Source organism: Anabaena sp. TISTR 8404 (assembly GCF_056847745.1).
Genome location: NZ_CP180578.1, coordinates 4,013,655 through 4,030,060, shown reverse-complemented (window position 1 = coordinate 4,030,060; position 16,406 = coordinate 4,013,655). Strand labels below are relative to the sequence as shown.

Genomic DNA, 16,406 nt, shown 5'->3' with positions numbered 1-16,406 from the left:
GTTTGTGCCTATTCCTAACTCTCTATTGTCAAGACAGACAAAGAGTAATGAAACAAAAGAGGGTTATTTCTGAGGTAAACCGTCTTGAAAGACTAGCAATTCTCCGGGTTGGATTGTTGTCCAGACTTCGTTATCGGTGAGGGGACTAGTAGCGATGACGGCGACGCGATCGCTTGGCGAAGTCAACTCCCGAAAATCTACCGTCATATCTTGATCAATCAAGTGGGCTGCTGCAAAGGGGGCTTGACGCACAATGTAGGTGAGTTTTGTGGAACAGTGGGCAAAAAAGTGTTCTCCATCCGATAATAAGTAGTTAAAAACACCTACTTTGGCAATTTCAGCAGTAATTTGACGCAGAACAAAATTAAGTTTTTCTAAAGTCGGTTTACCTTCAGGAAAAGCTTCTCGCAGAGTTTCTAGGATGATGCAGAAGGCTTTTTCACTATCGGTATCTCCCACAGGTTCGTAAAAACCCATATTTTTGGGATGATAATCTGGTAAATTGCCATTGTGGGCAAATACCCAATACCTACCCCACAGTTCTCTTCGGAAAGGATGACAGTTTCTTAAGGCTACTTCACCCTGAGTTGCTTTACGGATATGGGCGATGACATGAGTAGAGTGAATAGGATAGCGCCGTACCAAGTCTGCTATTGGAGATGTCACAGAAGGTTTGTCATCTAAAAATAGCCGACATCCCTTTCCTTCAAAGAATGCAATACCCCAACCATCGCTATGATCGTCTGTTTTTCCTCCGCGTGCTGAAAAACCTTCAAAGGAAAAGCAAATATCCGTGGGAACATTACAGTTCATCCCTAGCAGTTGGCACATAATCACTAACTATCAGTTGGATTTTGTGAAAAAAATTGAGAGATTTAGATACCCGAATTCTCTAAGAATTCGGGTATCTTGTTGTTATAGAGTATTAAAAACACATTACTGTAGATAATTTCAGTTCAATTAGTGCAGAAAAACATTTATTTAGCAAAAATTCTAAATTCTTAACTTTCCTTTTGTTCCTGACGTTTTTTCAGTTTTAACAATATTTCTGCGTGCATTTCCCGTGTAATTGGATAAAAATATGTCAAAACTAAGCCACAAATTAAACAAACAGTTGGTAAAGGCCCAACTGCTAGGCGAATAGCTGTGAGTGCTGATTCGGGTTGAATAGGTAGAGTACTTTGCCCGACAACAGCTTCTTTAAAACCAGCAGATTGCAAGGAGTTACCTACTAAAAATAGGGCTAAACCTAAACCGCATTTCTGTAAGAAAACCATGAACGAATAAAATATACCTTCGCGGCGTTGTCCAGTTTGGAGTTCATCTAATTCAATTACATCGGGAATCATTGACCAAGGAATTAAATAAGCTGTAGACACACCAACACCAGCCATCACAGCCATGACATACATCAACACTAATTGGCCAGGCTGTAAGAAAAATAATCCAGCAGCGGCGATAATCCATAAACTCATCCCTAGAAAATAAACCAGTTTTTTGCCAAGCTTTTTACTTAAAGCACTCCAGACAAATAACATAGCTAATGATGTTCCTTGCACAGCAATTAGAACTGTATTTACATCTGTTTTGTTGAGATGCATACAATACAGTACAAAAAAAGGAATGATGCTGGCTGTAATTTGGAGAGCTAACCAAGAAAAAAGATATATACCAATTACAAAGAGAAAAGGTCGATTTCTAAAGACAATTTTTAATTGTTCCAAATACGGTAGAGATGGGGGTTCTTCAATTTGGATACGTTTGGCTTCAAAAGCTAAGATACGATCGCGCACTCCAAAAATGCACCAGTACAAAGATACAGTCGAAATTACAGTACAAATTGCTGCTAAGACTAGATATTGTTGTTGATCACCAGAAACTTTCAAAAAAACTATTTGCGCCAAAATTAATGATAAAATACTGCCACCAATCGAAAAAGTAAAGCGAAAACTGTTGAGACTGGTGCGTTCATCATAATCTTGAGTCAGTTCAGGAGTCATTGCTGTGTAAGGCAAATTCACAACAGTGTAAAACACCTGAGATATCAATCCAATTACTACGTAGTAAAAGAACAAAGCCCAAGTATTACTACTGCGATCGCTACTAAATTGCGGTACAATCCACTGCAAGAAAAAGAAAATACCAAAAGGAATTGCACCATACAACATCCAAGGAAGACGACGACCCCAACGCCGAGATTTTGTTTTATCAGTTAAGGTTCCCACAAATGGATCGTTGACGGCATCCCAAATTTTGCCAATCAACAGCACGCTACCAGCTAAACCTGCGGGAATCCCAGCAACATTTGTTAAAAAAACTAGCAAGTAAAAAATTGAAATATTGGCAGTAATTGCTGGCCCTAAATCGCCTGCACCATAAGCCAGTTTTGTTTTAAAATTCAGTTTTGCACTCAAAGCAGCATTTTGGGCAGAATCATCAGCAGAATTGTTCATGATATCTTGCGCTCATACTAAAATGTAAAATTTGCGATCGCTATAAGTATTACCTCAAAATCACTTTTTTTATGCCAGACCTTTACGTTTCTTGGTCAGAATACCACTATAAAATTGAACAACTGGCTGTTCAGGTGTATCAATCAGGTTGGGAATTCAACCAAATTGTTTGCCTAGCCAGGGGTGGACTGCGAGTCGGAGATATTATTGCGCGGATCTATGAAAAGCCACTGGCAATTTTAGCTACATCATCCTACAGTGGCCCTGGTAAGCAAGAAAGAGGCAATCTCACGTTTTCGCATCATTTGACGATGACTACTGAAAAGTTAGGTTCCCGCATTCTTTTAGTTGATGACTTAGTAGACTCTGGCATTACCCTTCAAGAAACTATTCCTTGGTTAAAAGAAAATACTGATTCGCCCATCGAAGAAATTCGCAGTGCTGTCATTTGGTATAAAGCCTGTTCGGTGATCAAACCCGATTATTATGTTGATTACTTGCCTGACAATCCTTGGATTCACCAACCCTTTGAACATTACGAACATACTAGTCCAGCAGATTTGGCAGCAAAGTTGAGTCAACTATGCTGATGGAAGAAGCCGGGTGCAGGGGTGCAAGGGTGTGTGGGAAAAAGTAATAACAAATGACAAATGACCCTTGACCATTGACTAATTCAAAACAACCATAACCAGACAGGCAAAGTCACCAGCAAGATAACGACTCCCAATGCTAGAGAAGTAACTGCAAGGTCGCGGTCAAGATTGAAGGTTTCAGCTAGAACCATTGTGGCAAAGGCTGGTGGCATTGCCATTTGTAAAACAATTACCTTGGCAGCGGAACCAGTTACACCAAAAAGTGATAAAGTACTGCCGAGAACTAAAGGCACTAGCAGCATTTTGATTGCCAAGCTGACTGCTGCTTGTGGTAGTCTTTGCCAAGAATTGAGCAGAGAAAGTCGCATTCCAATTAATACTAGAGATAAAGCTACAGCAACCCAACCCAATTTCTCTAAATAAAATTCCATAGCGGTAGGAATACTCATTTGGCGAAACAGCAAGCCAAAACCAAAACTCCACAGGGCAGGATTAATTAAGATAGCCTGAAACATTTGCCAGTAGTTTGTCCCACCGTAGCCAAAATGAGATGCTAGAGCTACACCTAAACCGTAAGCACCAAACAGTGACCCCAGTAAGTCGTAGAATAAAGCCCAGGCAAAATAATCTTGGCCTACCATTGCTAAAGTGACAGGAAAGCCGATATAACCTGTGTTACCTACCATAGCCGCTAAAATAAAACTTCCCTGAGTGGGGGGAAAGAAAGTTGTATTTGTAAGATAAGCTTGTCCTTTAATAGCCAACCAGGCCAAAAGTGCGCCCAATAAAATGGCTAAATGAGCGATCGCAGGTGCAATCCAAATCTGTGCCGATAAGTCAGCTTGACGTAAAAAAGCAACAATACTTATAGGTACTCCCACCCAAAACAGCAACTGACCTAAACGAGGTGGAACTGTGGCAGGCAGTTTCCGTCCCAAGAAAAGTCCTACTAAGATTAAGCCTACCAGTTTGACGTATAGTTCTAGGAGGTTTGTCAAAATTTCGCCGAGAAATTACAGATGTAAAATTTACCGAATATGCTAATCTCTGTCCAGTCTACAGTCTGTTATGAATTTTGAACAAAAGCAGGAGTGAACCCTTGAATAAAGCTGGGTTTTCTGGAAAACCCCCCAATTCGTCCGGTGATTCAGGTGATGATATTCCAGTGGCTTTACGCGATACTCCTGATGTCGCATCCAAGACACCCTTACAACCTCTGGTTTTGCTCATTGGGGGAGTCGCAGGATTTATCCTGCTGGCTGTAGTTAGTGGTTTTTTGTTTTCTCTCACTACACCGAAAAAAACCGCCGATTCTCAAGCTTCGCCAGCAAACTCTGTTACTACAACTCCAGCCACTGGTAACTCTGGAAATTCTCAAGATAATAATGTGGTGTTGGGACATTTAGCATACCCAGAAGCACCAGAGTCAGAGTTAGTGCCAATTACTGCGGATGGGCGGATAAAAATGCGAAAAGCAGCTGCACAAAAGTTTCGGGAAATGTCGCAAGCAGCGCGGAGTGCAGGCGTAATTCTAGTGCCAATTTCTGGGTTTCGCTCTGTGAAAGAACAAGAGCAATTATTTTTTAATGTGGGTGCGCAGCGAAATCAAACCCCAGCACAAAGAGCCGCTTTAAGTGCGCCTCCTGGCCATAGCGAACATCACACAGGTTATGCAGCGGATATAGGAGACGGATCTGCACCAGCCACTAATCTCCAGGCTGACTTTGATAAAACCAAGGCTTTTCAATGGCTACAAGCAAACGCAGCCCGCTTTGGCTTTGAGATATCTTTTCCTAAAGATAATGTGCAAGGTGTGAGTTATGAACCTTGGCATTGGCGTTTTGTTGGCGATCGCCAAAGCCTAGAAATGTTCTACAAAGCTAGGAATTTAAAACCAACTCCGGTATCGCCTTGAAAAAAAATTCAGAAGTCAGAATTCAGAATCAATTAGTGGGGAAAAAGACCCGCCACTCAATTGGAGAATTCTGACTCCTGACTCCTGAGTTCTTACTTATATATAAAATCTACCACTACCACGATCAGACTTTTTCGTATTCATCAACAAATTCACCTCAATTTTATTAGTTCAAACAAATTTAATTTCCGCTTTCGTGTATCAACACTCAAATATGAACTATTAAAATTAGCCAAAATTTTTAATGTTCAGTTGATAACTTGCAACTCACGACAAACAATTTTTTTGGTCACAACCAAGCCTGGTGTGGTATTGACTTGAATTTCTAATTCAGCTTCTGGAATCGCTTCAAATAAAATTTGCTCACCAGAAAACACTACATGCTCAAAATGCAAATTAGCAACATTTGAGAGGCGAGCAATTTGAAGTTGGTTTGTTTTGTTTTTGTAAAAACAAAGAATTTGGTCACTCATATCTTCAGTTTCAAAGTTTTGAGTCGTGTGTTTTCTAGCTAAAGATGCGTAGCTAGAAATTAAATCAAATAGTTTTCTTCTCAAACTTAAATACGAGAATATTACACAAACATGGAATTCTCGTGTAGAAAATGTGTAGAATTTGTGCAATCACTCTACACATAATTTTGAATACTGCTTACACTATGAGGATTATAGTTATGATTTCAAGCGATAACCCAGTCCATGAACCGTTTCAATAAAATCTTCTGACGCACCTAACTCTCGAAGTTTTTGCCGCAGACACTTAATGTGAGATCTAACAGTTTCTTCTACGGGATAGTCATCAACTGACCAAACTTGTTCAATAATGCTAGAACGACTGAGTACCCGCCTACCATGAGCAACCAATAATTCTAAAATCGCATATTCTTTTGGTGTTAATGATAGATAATGTCCATTATAAGTAGCCTCGTAAGTACTGGGACTAAGATGCAACTTACCCCAAATGAGACTGATGGTGCTAGTAGAACTACCTCGTCTTAGTAAAGCACGAATCCGAGCCATTAACTCTTCTAAATCAAATGGCTTGGCTACATAATCATCTGCGCCTGCATCTAACCCAGCAATTTTATCAGCTACTGTATCACGGGCTGTGAGCATTAATACTGGTGTGTTAGCGTTCCGATGTGCAGGATTATTCGTGCTAGTAGTACGTAAGCGATGACAAAACTTAATTCCATCTAGCTTTGGCAAAGTTACATCTAGCACTACCAAGTCATACTTCAGTGACTCTGCTGAGTTCCAAGCTGCTTCACCGTCTTTAGCCAGATCTACCACATACTGCCGTCTGCTGAGTGCCTCTGCTAGTACCTCTGCCAGTTGAGTATCATCTTCAACTATGAGAATTCGCATATTCTATCCTTTATTCAGCATTAGGCAAACACATTAGTGGAAAAAAGCAAAAGTCAAAACTTCAATTGTAGGCGTTAGTCTGATTTCTGCTGTTAATTACCAGCAGCTTGTTAATATTATCATTGTTGCTGTTTTATCGTGCTGTTTATTTTAGCTTTTATTTATAAAATAAGCATAAATAAGCAACTATTGTTCAACTAAATTTATGACTCAGCAATTGATCAAATGGCCATTCCAAAATAAATGGATTGTGGGAGGCTTTAGTTTAACTTTGTTGCTGATGGGACTCGTCTGTTTTGCTTCAGTTAAAAATATTGATGAAATTAAACATGGCGCTAATAAAGTACAGCAGACATATCAAACTTTGAACACTTTGACAAATGTCTCTGCCATAATGACAGCCGCAGAATCAGCTAGGCGAGGATATATTTTTTTAGGTAGTAATCAAGACTTACAGCGTTATCAACAGGAAGCAGCAAACATACAGTCTGAAATGCAACTTTTAAAAAAGCAAATCCATGCCACTTTGAGCCAAAAACAGCGATTTGAGCATTTAAATTATTTGGTAAATCAAAGAATAGCTCTTTTAGAAGAATCAATAAAAATATATCAAAAAGATAAAACAGCATTACAATTACAAAATAATCTGACTGCTCGCAGTGTTGAAATTAGAGAAAAAATTTGGGCTGCGATCGCAGATATTAAAGCGGAAGAACAAGATTATCTCCAAAGTTCACTAGAACAAGCAAAACAAAGTATTCATTTAAGAAATTTCCTAGAAGTTTTAGGTATTATTTTAACTTTAATTGTAATTTTTAGCTTATTTTTACTCCTAGAACGTCAATGGGTTAAGCGTGAGAAAATTAGCGCTTTAGAATTTTCTCTTGCTCAAGAAAGAAAAATAGGAGACTTAAAATTTCAATTATTTTCTATGATTTCTCATGAATTTCGTACACCTTTAAGTGTTATCTTACTTTCCTCTCAGTTATTACGCGAAACTCTTGAGAATATAGCAGATGAAAAACAATTAAAAAATATTAAGCGTATCCAATCTTCAGCCAAAAATATCAATCATATCTTAACAGATATATTAACACTAACTAGAGCAGAAGCAGGACAGTTAGAATATAAACCTCTATTAATCAATTTAGAAAGCTTTTGTTTAAATTTAGTAGAAGATTTACAACTTTTTAGTACACAACCACACATGATAGAGTTTATTAATAATGGTGGCAATTTTCGTGCCATGCTCGATGAAAAATTATTATATTCTATTCTTAGTAATTTGTTGTTGAATGCCATCAAATATTCTAGGAGTCAAGGCAAAATTTACTTAGTTTTAAGTTCGGAAATAGAAGCTACAGTTTTTCAAGTAATTGACCAAGGGATTGGTATTCCACTTCCAGAGCAACAACAAATTTATGAACCTTTTTATAGAGGAAAGAATGTTGAGAATATTGCCGGGACAGGTTTAGGATTAGCAGTAGTCAAAAAATGTTTAGAATTACATAAAGGTGAAATTTTTGTAGAAAGTCAAGTTGATTATGGTACAACATTTACTGTAAAAATTCCTCATAAAAACTTAGAATTATAAATTAATATAGGACTCATCTTTGATTAATGAAAAAACTCAGTATACCTTGGAGAGCCTTCTTTCCTGTTCCCTGTTCCCTGACTACGTAGATCGTTTCAGAAATCAAACCGGATTCCTATAGGTGTTAAATTTTAACTGTTGATAGACAACGAACTCATAAAGTGAGTATGCAATAAATATGTGTTTCAAAAATCAAGTATCTAATACCCACCTATTTGGGTATCAGATACTTGATAGCTGCGATTTTTCTTCGCCTAGGTGTGTAAGAAATTTGACGGTTTTTCTCTTCTACCCCTTATGCAAACCATTGATTTTGCACATCTCTGAAGTCTTACTATAAAAGATTTTGTTTTATTTCTCAGCATTTTCAAAATCTGTTAATGCACAAGCAAACTCTCTAAAAGCTGTTTTAATTAGTACCTCTCTCATACCTCTTTCTAACGAAGAATTACGGATCATATCTGTCAATTCTAAGAATAGATATGAAACAATAAAACGGTCTTGACGGTCAAATTGTTTGAGACAATTCAAGATAAAATCGTAAAGCTCGGTTTTTCTGGGTTTACTTTGTTCTTCCCAAATTCGGAATGCAAGTTGAAAGGTTTTTAGGCGTATCTCACTCATATTGTAGGAAGTGTCTTTGTAGCGAATTGATACGCGTTGAGGCAGTTCCATAGGTTTTGGTGTAGAGAAATGATGTGAAGTACTATTCAGTTGTTTTTTTGCTTATCCGGATAAATGCACAACGATAAATGAGATTATCTGATATCGAGGCTAATTAATTAAGAAATTTGTATTTTTCTTTGTTCCAAAATTCTATTCCTAATAGAAGCGCTTTAGTTAGAAATTGCTTAAATATAACCATGTATAAAGATTGTCATGTTCCCTAAAGTAACTTGATAATTGCATTTGTAACCATCTTTAATCAAGAATTACAACTTTTAGTTATTATCATGTCAGTAGATTATTCTTTGAATATAATTAATTAGATTAACATTGACAAACTCAAGAATATATGATTGGGTGAAAAATAAAGGCTAGGCTTATAACCCACAAGGAACTGCAAAAAATGTTGCAGTTAAGCTGAGGAAATATGAATTTAATTACAATATTAGAGAATCAACCTAAATCATGCGTAATCTGGCTCAGTGTGTTCTTAATAGGCTTGATAGGCTGGTTAGACTACTTGATACCACCTGAAATTTTGATAGCAATTTTCTATTTAATTCCTATTGGTATTGCTACATGGTTTTCTGATAAATGCGGTGGCATATTAGTTTCATTGATTAGTGCATTTACAAATTTATTAGTAAATCAAAGACCAACTTTTCACTATTTACATCCTCTTGTTCCTTACTGGAATACAATTGTAGTTTTAGTATTTTTCTTGTTTACTAACTATCTTTTATCACAACAAAAGCTGACGTTAAAAAATTTAGAAAAACTAGCTCGGACTGATGCTTTAACTGGATTAAATAATAGGGCATTTTTCTTAGAATTATCAAACATTGAAATTCATAAATCTTTAAGACATAAAGAACCTTTAACTATTGCTTATTTTGATGTTGATAATTTCAAATTAATCAATGACCAGTTTGGGCATCCTGTAGGCGATCGCCTACTATGTTTAGTAGCAGAAAACGCTAAAAATAATTTACGTAAAATCGATATAATCGCCAGAATTGGTGGTGATGAATTTGCTATTTTATTACCTCGTACTGGTTACGATGCTTCCGAAGTAGTATTACAAAGATTACAAAAAACTTTATCATCTGCTATGCAAGAACAACATTGGCCTGTAACTTTTAGTATTGGTGCAATTACGTTCATTCAACCCCCAGCTTCGGTAACTGAAATGATAGAAAAAGCCGACAATTTAATGTACAGCGCCAAGAAAAAGGGGAAAAACTTACTACACCACGAATTAGCAACGAATTTAGCCAATGAATCCTAGTATGACGCTAAAACACACATTCATTGCATAATCATTTTATGGGTAAAAGCTTGTAGCGTTTCCTAGTCTGTTGAGGTAAAAATTTATCTGCGTCCATCTGCGTTTATCTGCGGTTAATTATTCTTTTCTGTACCTCACTGGAGTGATGAACGCCATATCAAATTTTTGTCTGTTTTATTTTTACCTATTTTAGATGATGGCTTTATTTACACCGCACTGTACTAGTAATACGTTGAGAAGAACTAACAAGACAGGTATACTCCCCATTTTGACTAGTTTAAGACTATGCTTTGTTTAGTCAGTTAATTAGGAGACACAAGATGGTAGCAGAAGTTCAAGAATTAGAAGCTCAACATTGGGTAAAAACTCGTTCTTCCCTCGATTCTAGTGAATCTACATTTTTAATTTGGCAAGGTAAAATTTACAGTTTTCTTCCAGGAGAGAAAAGAAAACTCTTATTTAAAATGATGGGAGTAAGTGTCAGTAGATGCATTTCCACAGGAGAAGATAGCTGGGATTTTACTTCTAGGGAACTGACTTATTATTTACACCCAGAAACAGAAGAGATTTTGCGGAAATGGGAAAATCCTTGGACTGGTGAAACTGTACCTGTGTTACACGTTGCTAATAATCCTGTACAAGGACATTTTAAAGGGAAATTTCCAGCACAAATTGAGGGAGACAGCACAACTTTTGTATTTGATATTTTTCCTACGTATCCAAATCCTTTAGCAGAAGATCCAAAATTTGCTGAATATAGTCCCTATAAAACTTATCAAGCCGCAGAATTATTTAAATTAACTGTACCAACCGCAGATTTATTAAGCGCAGAACTAAATTCAGTATCTCAACTCAAACTGAGTTGGGATAGGATTGGTCAATGGCTGCCTTGGATGAAAATGGGCGATCGCTCTGGTAATCTCATCTATAGTGCTTTTGGTAGCAAAGTTGGTGGTTTAGCAGAATTACCCCAGCTATTACAAGATGAAATTAATCACCGCGTTCCTTTATATAAAAAAGCTCCCAAAGCATTTTCTGATGGGGAAGATATGACTTCTTGGCTATACTTCCAAAAGCATTTTGACGCTTACTTAGCAGGCGAAATCTTTCCGTTACCAGAAGCAGAAGAATTGTAAAGTAATTTGTATGGCAGGTAGTTGGTTTCTCAACCCTGTCACATCAAAACTTCCGCATATTGTTACTAATGGGGTCAAATCCTTTGGAAAAGCGGGTGCTGTCATCATAATAAGCACCAGTTAAATCTGCACCATATAGCTTAGTAAAGTTGAGTTTAGCTCCCCGAAGATTTGCTTCTTTTAATTTGACACCGGATAAATTAGCTTTTGTCAAATTTGCTCTTGCGAGGTTAGCTTGACTCAAATCGGCTCCCCAGAGTTTAGCTTTGGCGAGGTTAGCTTGACTCAAGTCTGCTCCCCACAAATTAATTCCCGGTAAGTAAACAGATATTAACTTAGCTCTACTTAAATTGGCTGCGGGAAAATATCTCTCGCCTGCGGCGTAACGTCGCTTGAGTTGTTCAGCATCCATGAGTCGTATTGACCTTTTTCAGTAATAGAGAAGTAATTTGTTCCCATTCCTGGTTTAGCTCACCGATAAACTCTGGCTGACTACTGCGACGATACCAGTAACATGCATTATTCAAGTCACCTTCTTTACGATGTAAGTAGGCGTGAACCCAAGCACTGTCAACATCACTGGCATTTTGGACTATTTCATGAGCTTGGTTCCAATTACCTTTTTTGTCATACCACAAAGCTTGCAGCGCTTTTGGCAGGGTTTGCGGACATGACACCTGTTTGTCGATCAATCGCAGGAATTCCTGAGTATTCACGATCGCCACTCCACAACTATCAAACCTCTATTTCTAAGATACTTCCTGATTGCCATGAGTGCGGTCGCTCTTAACTACAATTATTATTGCAACTAAGATGACTTGATTGCCTAGCCTAATTCTTCAGGAGGTAAATATGGCTTTTAGTAGTTATAAAAGCATTGGTGAAGTTCTCAAAACATTTCAAGTTACCTACACAGAAGCTAATTTTATGGTAGAAGCGGAGTTTAATATTCCTAATTATTTTCGGGAAGACTTAGCAATTGTCATGCGGGAAGGAGTAGTTGATAATTCCGAGTTTGCTATTTGTGAGAACTTAATTTATCCAGTCTTAAAGGAAGTTTGGAAGCATTACAACAGTAAGTTTACTTTATGGAGTCATCAATCACTAAATTATGATGAGCAACTATCAGGTTTTCCTGAGTATATTTTGGCTAAACGTTCACCTTTGGGTAAAATCGTATTTGACAAGCCATATTTTATTTTAGTGGAAGCCAAACAAGATAATTTTGAAGCAGGTTGGGCGCAATGTTTAGCAGAAATGATTGCTGCTCAAAGACTGAATCAAGAATTTCCAGTTCTTATCTACGGCATTGTTTCCAATGGCACAGTCTGGCAATTTGGTAAGCTAGAAGCACAAAAATTTATCAGAAATATCACTCCTTACACTATCTATGAATTAGATAAATTATTCGCAACTGTTAACTATATTTTTCAACAATGTGAATTCCAACTAGATAATTTACTAGTATCTTAGCCCAATCTCTCTACTTGACTTCTCATTAATCTTTGCACACTCACTAACGCCCGATTCAATTCATAATTGCGTCTTTGAGAATTCTGTAGATAAGCCTGCTGTTCTTCCTCAATCATCTTTACATCTTGAATTACTAAACCATCTAGTAATTTTTTGGCTGCATTAAATAAACTATTTTTCACGAACCGTCGAAACCATACAGGTAATTTATGCAATCGCCAAAAGGCATTGAGTGAGGTGAAATGAATTAAATAAGCTTTAGTATGTGTCTCATTGATAGGACACAATAAACAATAAATTTTAAAGTCTTTACCTAACGTAGAGCGCCAATGGGGATAAATATAACTGACATCCAACGGTTCAGGATGTAATCTTCGCAACGCCGGGAAAAATAACTGAGATATCGACCAAATTTTGTCAATTTTATAATAACTTTGGGCTGTATAATGAGCATCTACACGGTGAGCATCTTCGTTGATATCTTGTAAAGATGCTGCTGCCCAAGCTTGCAAATCTTGATGTAAATGTCCGTGATACATATCCATCAAGTTTTCGATTAAATAAGAATAATGAGCTTGACAATTAATAACAGTAACTGAAGCAATATAATTCAAATTTTCCCACTCTGGTAAACCCAATGGTTGAACAGATGGTTCTGCATCACCAGGAAATAACCAGATAAAACCGTCTTGTTCTTTAACTGGGTAGCGGCGAATTGAACAGTTTGGTAGTTTTTGATTTGCAGCTAAATAAGGAACTTCTGTACACTTACCAGAGGAATTGAAACGCCAACCATGATAGGCACATTCCAATTCATTCCCGGTAACTTGCCCGTGACTAAGTTTAACTTGGCGGTGGGGACAACGGTCTTCTAAAGCGTGAACATTGCCTGTACTATCACGGTAAAGTGCGATCGCCTGATGCCATAGTATCACTCCTACGGGTTTATTTGTCACCTCATTGCTACGTGCAACTACATACCAGTGATTGGGATTAATACCCAATTTACGTACATCATAAGTTTGCACAGATTGAGAGAGCGATGACATAATTGAACGCATCCTTTTCCGCATTAATCTGGTACTACACTCTTTGTGTGGTTGAAGTGCAGTAAAAGTATCTTACAAGTAATGCTTGGGAAAATAAATTGTATTTTTTTTAACTGAGAAACAAACTTTACTGACACTGATCACCAGATTATTACTTAGGGAACTAAAACTAATTTTGTTTACAAGCTATAAAGTATGTGTAGATAAACCAGTAAACATATTCAAGCGAAAATTTTTATGGCAAGCTACCAAGAAACCCTAACTAACGATGAATTGCTGAAGGAACTAATCGACGAGACAGCGACTATCAACCATCTCGAAGTTATTGAAAACGTCATCGACTCTTTAGAACAAGACGACAGCGCAATGGTTAGCCACACTCCAGACGGTGGCTATCTCTGGAAGTTTAACTACGGTAGCGTGGAAGTATTTGTTCAACTCACAGGTACAACCGATGAAGACACAATTACGGTTTGGTCTGTAGTGCTAAAGTTACCCGCCAAAGATGAACCCAAATTAATGCGCCACCTTTTGGAAATGAACTGTTCTAGCACTTTTGAAGCTCGGTTTGGGATAATTGAAAACAAAGTTGTCGTCCTGTCAACACGCACACTAGCTGAATTGTCTCCAGGGGAAGTCTCACGCTTAATTACAATTGTTGCCACCATCGCCGATAACAACGATGAAGTTTTACAATCTGAGTTTGGTGCAGTTTAAGTATTAATTAATGTCTAACAAGCAGGTTTGGCGACTAATACCTTTCTTGGCAGCCTCTGGTAATGTACAGATGGCTATTGATAAATGGCTATTAGAACAACACCATTCCAGAAAGCATCCTCCAACTCTGCGCTTTTATACTTGGTCGCCAGCTGCTATTTCTCTCGGCTATCATCAACGACAATATCCCCAAGATTGGCAGAATTTAACTTGGCAAGGTGAAAAACTAGATTTAGTGCGCCGTCCTACTGGAGGAAGGGCAGTATTACACCAAGGTGATTTAACTTATGCTGTAATTACATCTGGTTTGACTGGAAACCGCTTACAAGCATACACAAAAATTTGTGAGTTTTTGATTCAAGGATGGCGATCGCTCGGTGAGGAATTAAGCTATGGTACAGCTGGGCGAGGCTACATCCATAACCCTAACTGTTTTGGTACGGCGACAGGTGCAGATTTAATTTTGCCCAATGGTGCAAAACTCATTGGTAGCGCCCAATTAAAACGCGGTGACGTAATTTTGCAACATGGTTCCATTCGCTTGCAACCAGATGCGGAATTGTTTGCAAAGGTATTCAGTACAGAATCATGGAATAACTTGCAGTTTCCTCACAGTCTCGAACAGATTATGACGGCTTTGATTGCTGCTGCGAGAGATTGCTTTGCTATGGAAATAGAAGTGCAGCAGTTATCAGAGTTGGAATGGGAAGAGATTTTAAACGCGGAGGATTTTTGACTACACTAGCTGTCATTTTAGTGATTTTGTTGCTAGTGTAATGAACAATTAAACTAAATTATGGAACCCGAATTCAATCAACAACAGCCCGAATTGATGCTTTCAGAATTTTGTTTAATTTATCCTCATAAAAAAATTCCTTTTCACCCATCGCCGGAACTAAATCAGTTAACCAAGTGGCTTTGTCGTCATAAGTTGCAAAAAATGGGCGTTTACACCAATTAGGATCGCGTCCTTGTAAAAAAGAAAGCACAAAAACTTTCTCGCCATAAATTTCAGTTACGCCATCGATGGCAATTTTTCCTGGTAGTGCTGACATAACCGGGCCTCTAGCCGTCCGCGCTAACCCAGATACTTTTTGTATAGCTGCTTGATAAATTTCCCAAGCTTTAATTATTGGCACTTCAAAGTAATGTTTTGCCCCAGTATCACGTTCCATAAACATATAGTAAGGAATGCAACCAAGCCGGACTTGTTGTTGCCACATCTTTATCCAGACTTGTATGGAATCATTAATTCCTCGCATGAGTGGCCCTTGAGTACGAATTTGTGCGCCTGTGCTGCGAATGCGTTGGATGGCAACTTGGGCGATTTGGGTTGAGATTTCTTTCCAGTGGTCGTAATGTGCCATAATTGCCAGATGTTTGCCTGCATGGGTTACTTTTTCAAACAAACGCAAAATCTCATCAGCATCTTCATCGCTAACAAAGCGGTAAGGCCAGTAAGCTACTGATTTAGTCCCAATCCGAATTGTCTGGATATGTTCAAAACCTGCGCCTAGTAGTGGTTCGATGTATAAAGCGAGATGTTTGGCTTTCATGGTCATGGGATCTCCGCCAGTAATTAAAACATCTGTAACTTCTTGATGTTGGCGGAGATACTCTTGGAAAAGTCCTGATTCACGGGTAGCAAATTTTAGTCCGTCCATGTTGACAAACTGAGGCCAGCGAAAGCAGAAGGTACAATAGGCATGACAAGTTTGACCGGCTGTCGGAAAAATCAAGACTGTTTCTGGATATTTATGTTGAATTCCTGGGACTGGCTGTCCATCTAAAGTGGGAATGTTATGTTCTGCTTGTCCGGCGGGATGGGGATTAAGTTGCGATCGCACCGCATTGACTACTTGATGCAGAACGTCTGATGTAGAATTTTGCAGATGCCAAACAACCTTGTCTAAAGATTCAGGTGTCAACATCTCTGGTTGCGGAAAGGTAAGGCGAAAGATGGGATCATCAGGTATGTTATCCCAGTCAATGAGTTCTTCTATTACGTAATTATTGACACGAAAGGGTAAAACTTGAGCAACTGCTTTCATTGCCAAGCGTTCTGCTGTAGAAAGTTTTTGCAGTTGCGGTAGCCTATCTATGTCTTTGATTCCATATAACTCAATAATTCTAGAGTTAAGTTGTAGCATTTTAT

18 protein-coding genes are annotated in these 16,406 nt (G+C 38.1%); 8 read left to right on the top strand and 10 right to left on the bottom strand.

Annotation, left to right across the window (positions count from 1 at the left end; genetic code table 11):
- Positions 1-63: 63 nt before the first annotated feature.
- Positions 64-831 carry a class II glutamine amidotransferase gene (locus ACMX3D_RS17375; protein ID WP_482747128.1) on the bottom strand — a complete coding sequence of 256 codons (768 nt, stop codon included), beginning with the start codon at positions 829-831 and terminating at the stop codon, positions 64-66.
- Between the two features lie 170 nt (positions 832-1,001).
- Entirely contained in the window at positions 1,002-2,453 is a 1,452-nt protein-coding gene (locus ACMX3D_RS17370) for an MFS transporter (protein ID WP_482747127.1), read from the bottom strand.
- Positions 2,454-2,524: 71 nt separating this feature from the next.
- Here ACMX3D_RS17370 and ACMX3D_RS17365 point away from each other — a divergent pair, with 71 nt between their 5' ends.
- The gene (locus tag ACMX3D_RS17365; protein ID WP_482747126.1) at positions 2,525-3,043 is read left to right on the top strand and encodes a phosphoribosyltransferase; all 519 of its coding nucleotides are present in this window, start codon (positions 2,525-2,527) and stop codon (positions 3,041-3,043) included.
- 83 nt (positions 3,044-3,126) lie between these two features.
- On the opposite strand, the gene ACMX3D_RS17360 is transcribed toward ACMX3D_RS17365, so the two are convergent.
- The gene (locus ACMX3D_RS17360) at positions 3,127-4,044 is read right to left on the bottom strand and encodes an AEC family transporter (RefSeq protein WP_482747125.1); all 918 of its coding nucleotides are present in this window, start codon (positions 4,042-4,044) and stop codon (positions 3,127-3,129) included.
- Positions 4,045-4,145: 101 nt separating this feature from the next.
- On the opposite strand from ACMX3D_RS17360, the gene ACMX3D_RS17355 reads away from it, so the two are divergent.
- A complete protein-coding gene (locus ACMX3D_RS17355) occupies positions 4,146-4,961 on the top strand; it encodes a M15 family metallopeptidase (protein ID WP_482747124.1) in 816 nt (271 codons plus the stop codon).
- Positions 4,962-5,209: 248 nt separating this feature from the next.
- Here ACMX3D_RS17355 and ACMX3D_RS17350 read toward each other — a convergent pair whose 3' ends face one another.
- Both ACMX3D_RS17350 and ACMX3D_RS17345 read right to left on the bottom strand, forming a co-directional pair.
- Positions 5,210-5,518 (bottom strand): DUF1830 domain-containing protein, encoded by a 309-nt coding sequence (locus tag ACMX3D_RS17350; RefSeq protein ID WP_482747123.1) that lies wholly within the window; start codon positions 5,516-5,518, stop codon positions 5,210-5,212.
- A gap of 114 nt (positions 5,519-5,632) precedes the next feature.
- On the bottom strand, positions 5,633-6,328 hold the full coding sequence (locus ACMX3D_RS17345; protein ID WP_482747122.1) for a response regulator transcription factor: 696 nt from the start codon (positions 6,326-6,328) through the stop codon (positions 5,633-5,635).
- A gap of 205 nt (positions 6,329-6,533) precedes the next feature.
- On the opposite strand from ACMX3D_RS17345, the gene ACMX3D_RS17340 reads away from it, so the two are divergent.
- On the top strand, positions 6,534-7,922 hold the full coding sequence (locus tag ACMX3D_RS17340; protein ID WP_482747121.1) for a sensor histidine kinase: 1,389 nt from the start codon (positions 6,534-6,536) through the stop codon (positions 7,920-7,922).
- Between the two features lie 351 nt (positions 7,923-8,273).
- Here ACMX3D_RS17340 and ACMX3D_RS17335 read toward each other — a convergent pair whose 3' ends face one another.
- Positions 8,274-8,597, bottom strand: a complete 324-nt coding sequence (locus ACMX3D_RS17335) for a hypothetical protein (RefSeq protein ID WP_229542675.1) — start codon at positions 8,595-8,597, stop codon at positions 8,274-8,276.
- A 418-nt stretch (positions 8,598-9,015) separates the two neighbouring features.
- On the opposite strand from ACMX3D_RS17335, the gene ACMX3D_RS17330 reads away from it, so the two are divergent.
- Together ACMX3D_RS17330 and ACMX3D_RS17325 are read left to right on the top strand one after the other, a co-directional pair.
- Positions 9,016-9,876 carry a GGDEF domain-containing protein gene (locus tag ACMX3D_RS17330; protein WP_482747120.1) on the top strand — a complete coding sequence of 287 codons (861 nt, stop codon included), beginning with the start codon at positions 9,016-9,018 and terminating at the stop codon, positions 9,874-9,876.
- Between the two features lie 320 nt (positions 9,877-10,196).
- Positions 10,197-11,012: a DUF1838 domain-containing protein gene (locus ACMX3D_RS17325; protein ID WP_482747119.1), complete on the top strand. Its 816-nt coding sequence runs from the start codon at positions 10,197-10,199 to the stop codon at positions 11,010-11,012.
- 43 nt (positions 11,013-11,055) lie between these two features.
- Here ACMX3D_RS17325 and ACMX3D_RS17320 read toward each other — a convergent pair whose 3' ends face one another.
- Positions 11,056-11,424, bottom strand: a complete 369-nt coding sequence (locus ACMX3D_RS17320; RefSeq protein WP_482747118.1) for a pentapeptide repeat-containing protein — start codon at positions 11,422-11,424, stop codon at positions 11,056-11,058.
- Positions 11,414-11,728: a hypothetical protein gene (locus ACMX3D_RS17315; RefSeq protein ID WP_482747117.1), complete on the bottom strand. Its 315-nt coding sequence runs from the start codon at positions 11,726-11,728 to the stop codon at positions 11,414-11,416. Before ACMX3D_RS17315 ends, ACMX3D_RS17320 begins: the two co-directional genes overlap by 11 nt.
- A 136-nt stretch (positions 11,729-11,864) precedes the next feature.
- Here ACMX3D_RS17315 and ACMX3D_RS17310 point away from each other — a divergent pair, with 136 nt between their 5' ends.
- On the top strand, positions 11,865-12,485 hold the full coding sequence (locus tag ACMX3D_RS17310; RefSeq protein ID WP_482747116.1) for a hypothetical protein: 621 nt from the start codon (positions 11,865-11,867) through the stop codon (positions 12,483-12,485).
- Here ACMX3D_RS17310 and ACMX3D_RS17305 read toward each other — a convergent pair.
- Complete coding sequence (locus ACMX3D_RS17305) at positions 12,482-13,534, bottom strand: aromatic ring-hydroxylating dioxygenase subunit alpha (RefSeq protein WP_482747115.1); 1,053 nt, start codon at positions 13,532-13,534, stop codon at positions 12,482-12,484. The genes ACMX3D_RS17310 and ACMX3D_RS17305 overlap by 4 nt on opposite strands.
- A 237-nt stretch (positions 13,535-13,771) precedes the next feature.
- Here ACMX3D_RS17305 and ACMX3D_RS17300 point away from each other — a divergent pair, with 237 nt between their 5' ends.
- Positions 13,772-14,251 (top strand): YbjN domain-containing protein, encoded by a 480-nt coding sequence (locus ACMX3D_RS17300; protein WP_482747114.1) that lies wholly within the window; start codon positions 13,772-13,774, stop codon positions 14,249-14,251.
- A 10-nt stretch (positions 14,252-14,261) separates the two neighbouring features.
- Complete coding sequence (locus tag ACMX3D_RS17295; RefSeq protein WP_482747113.1) at positions 14,262-14,987, top strand: lipoate--protein ligase family protein; 726 nt, start codon at positions 14,262-14,264, stop codon at positions 14,985-14,987.
- Positions 14,988-15,060: 73 nt separating this feature from the next.
- Here the strand turns inward: ACMX3D_RS17295 and ACMX3D_RS17290 are convergent, their stop codons facing one another.
- Positions 15,061-16,401 (bottom strand): KamA family radical SAM protein, encoded by a 1,341-nt coding sequence (locus ACMX3D_RS17290; RefSeq protein WP_482747112.1) that lies wholly within the window; start codon positions 16,399-16,401, stop codon positions 15,061-15,063.
- Positions 16,402-16,406 lie beyond the last annotated feature (5 nt).

Excerpts from the sequence above, each read along its gene's own strand:
- ACMX3D_RS17305 (WP_482747115.1), bottom strand. The coding sequence starts at position 13,534 with ATGTCATCGCTCTCTCAATCTGTGCAAACTTATGATGTACGTAAATTG.
- ACMX3D_RS17290 (WP_482747112.1), bottom strand. The coding sequence starts at position 16,401 with ATGCTACAACTTAACTCTAGAATTATTGAGTTATATGGAATCAAAGAC.
- ACMX3D_RS17295 (WP_482747113.1), top strand. The coding sequence starts at position 14,262 with ATGTCTAACAAGCAGGTTTGGCGACTAATACCTTTCTTGGCAGCCTCT.
- ACMX3D_RS17365 (WP_482747126.1), top strand. The coding sequence starts at position 2,525 with ATGCCAGACCTTTACGTTTCTTGGTCAGAATACCACTATAAAATTGAA.
- ACMX3D_RS17300 (WP_482747114.1), top strand. The coding sequence starts at position 13,772 with ATGGCAAGCTACCAAGAAACCCTAACTAACGATGAATTGCTGAAGGAA.
- ACMX3D_RS17320 (WP_482747118.1), bottom strand. The coding sequence starts at position 11,424 with ATGGATGCTGAACAACTCAAGCGACGTTACGCCGCAGGCGAGAGATAT.
- ACMX3D_RS17340 (WP_482747121.1), top strand. The coding sequence starts at position 6,534 with ATGACTCAGCAATTGATCAAATGGCCATTCCAAAATAAATGGATTGTG.
- ACMX3D_RS17375 (WP_482747128.1), bottom strand. The coding sequence starts at position 831 with ATGTGCCAACTGCTAGGGATGAACTGTAATGTTCCCACGGATATTTGC.
- ACMX3D_RS17335 (WP_229542675.1), bottom strand. The coding sequence starts at position 8,597 with ATGGAACTGCCTCAACGCGTATCAATTCGCTACAAAGACACTTCCTAC.
- ACMX3D_RS17370 (WP_482747127.1), bottom strand. The coding sequence starts at position 2,453 with ATGAACAATTCTGCTGATGATTCTGCCCAAAATGCTGCTTTGAGTGCA.
- ACMX3D_RS17330 (WP_482747120.1), top strand. The coding sequence starts at position 9,016 with ATGAATTTAATTACAATATTAGAGAATCAACCTAAATCATGCGTAATC.
- ACMX3D_RS17325 (WP_482747119.1), top strand. The coding sequence starts at position 10,197 with ATGGTAGCAGAAGTTCAAGAATTAGAAGCTCAACATTGGGTAAAAACT.
- ACMX3D_RS17345 (WP_482747122.1), bottom strand. The coding sequence starts at position 6,328 with ATGCGAATTCTCATAGTTGAAGATGATACTCAACTGGCAGAGGTACTA.
- ACMX3D_RS17310 (WP_482747116.1), top strand. The coding sequence starts at position 11,865 with ATGGCTTTTAGTAGTTATAAAAGCATTGGTGAAGTTCTCAAAACATTT.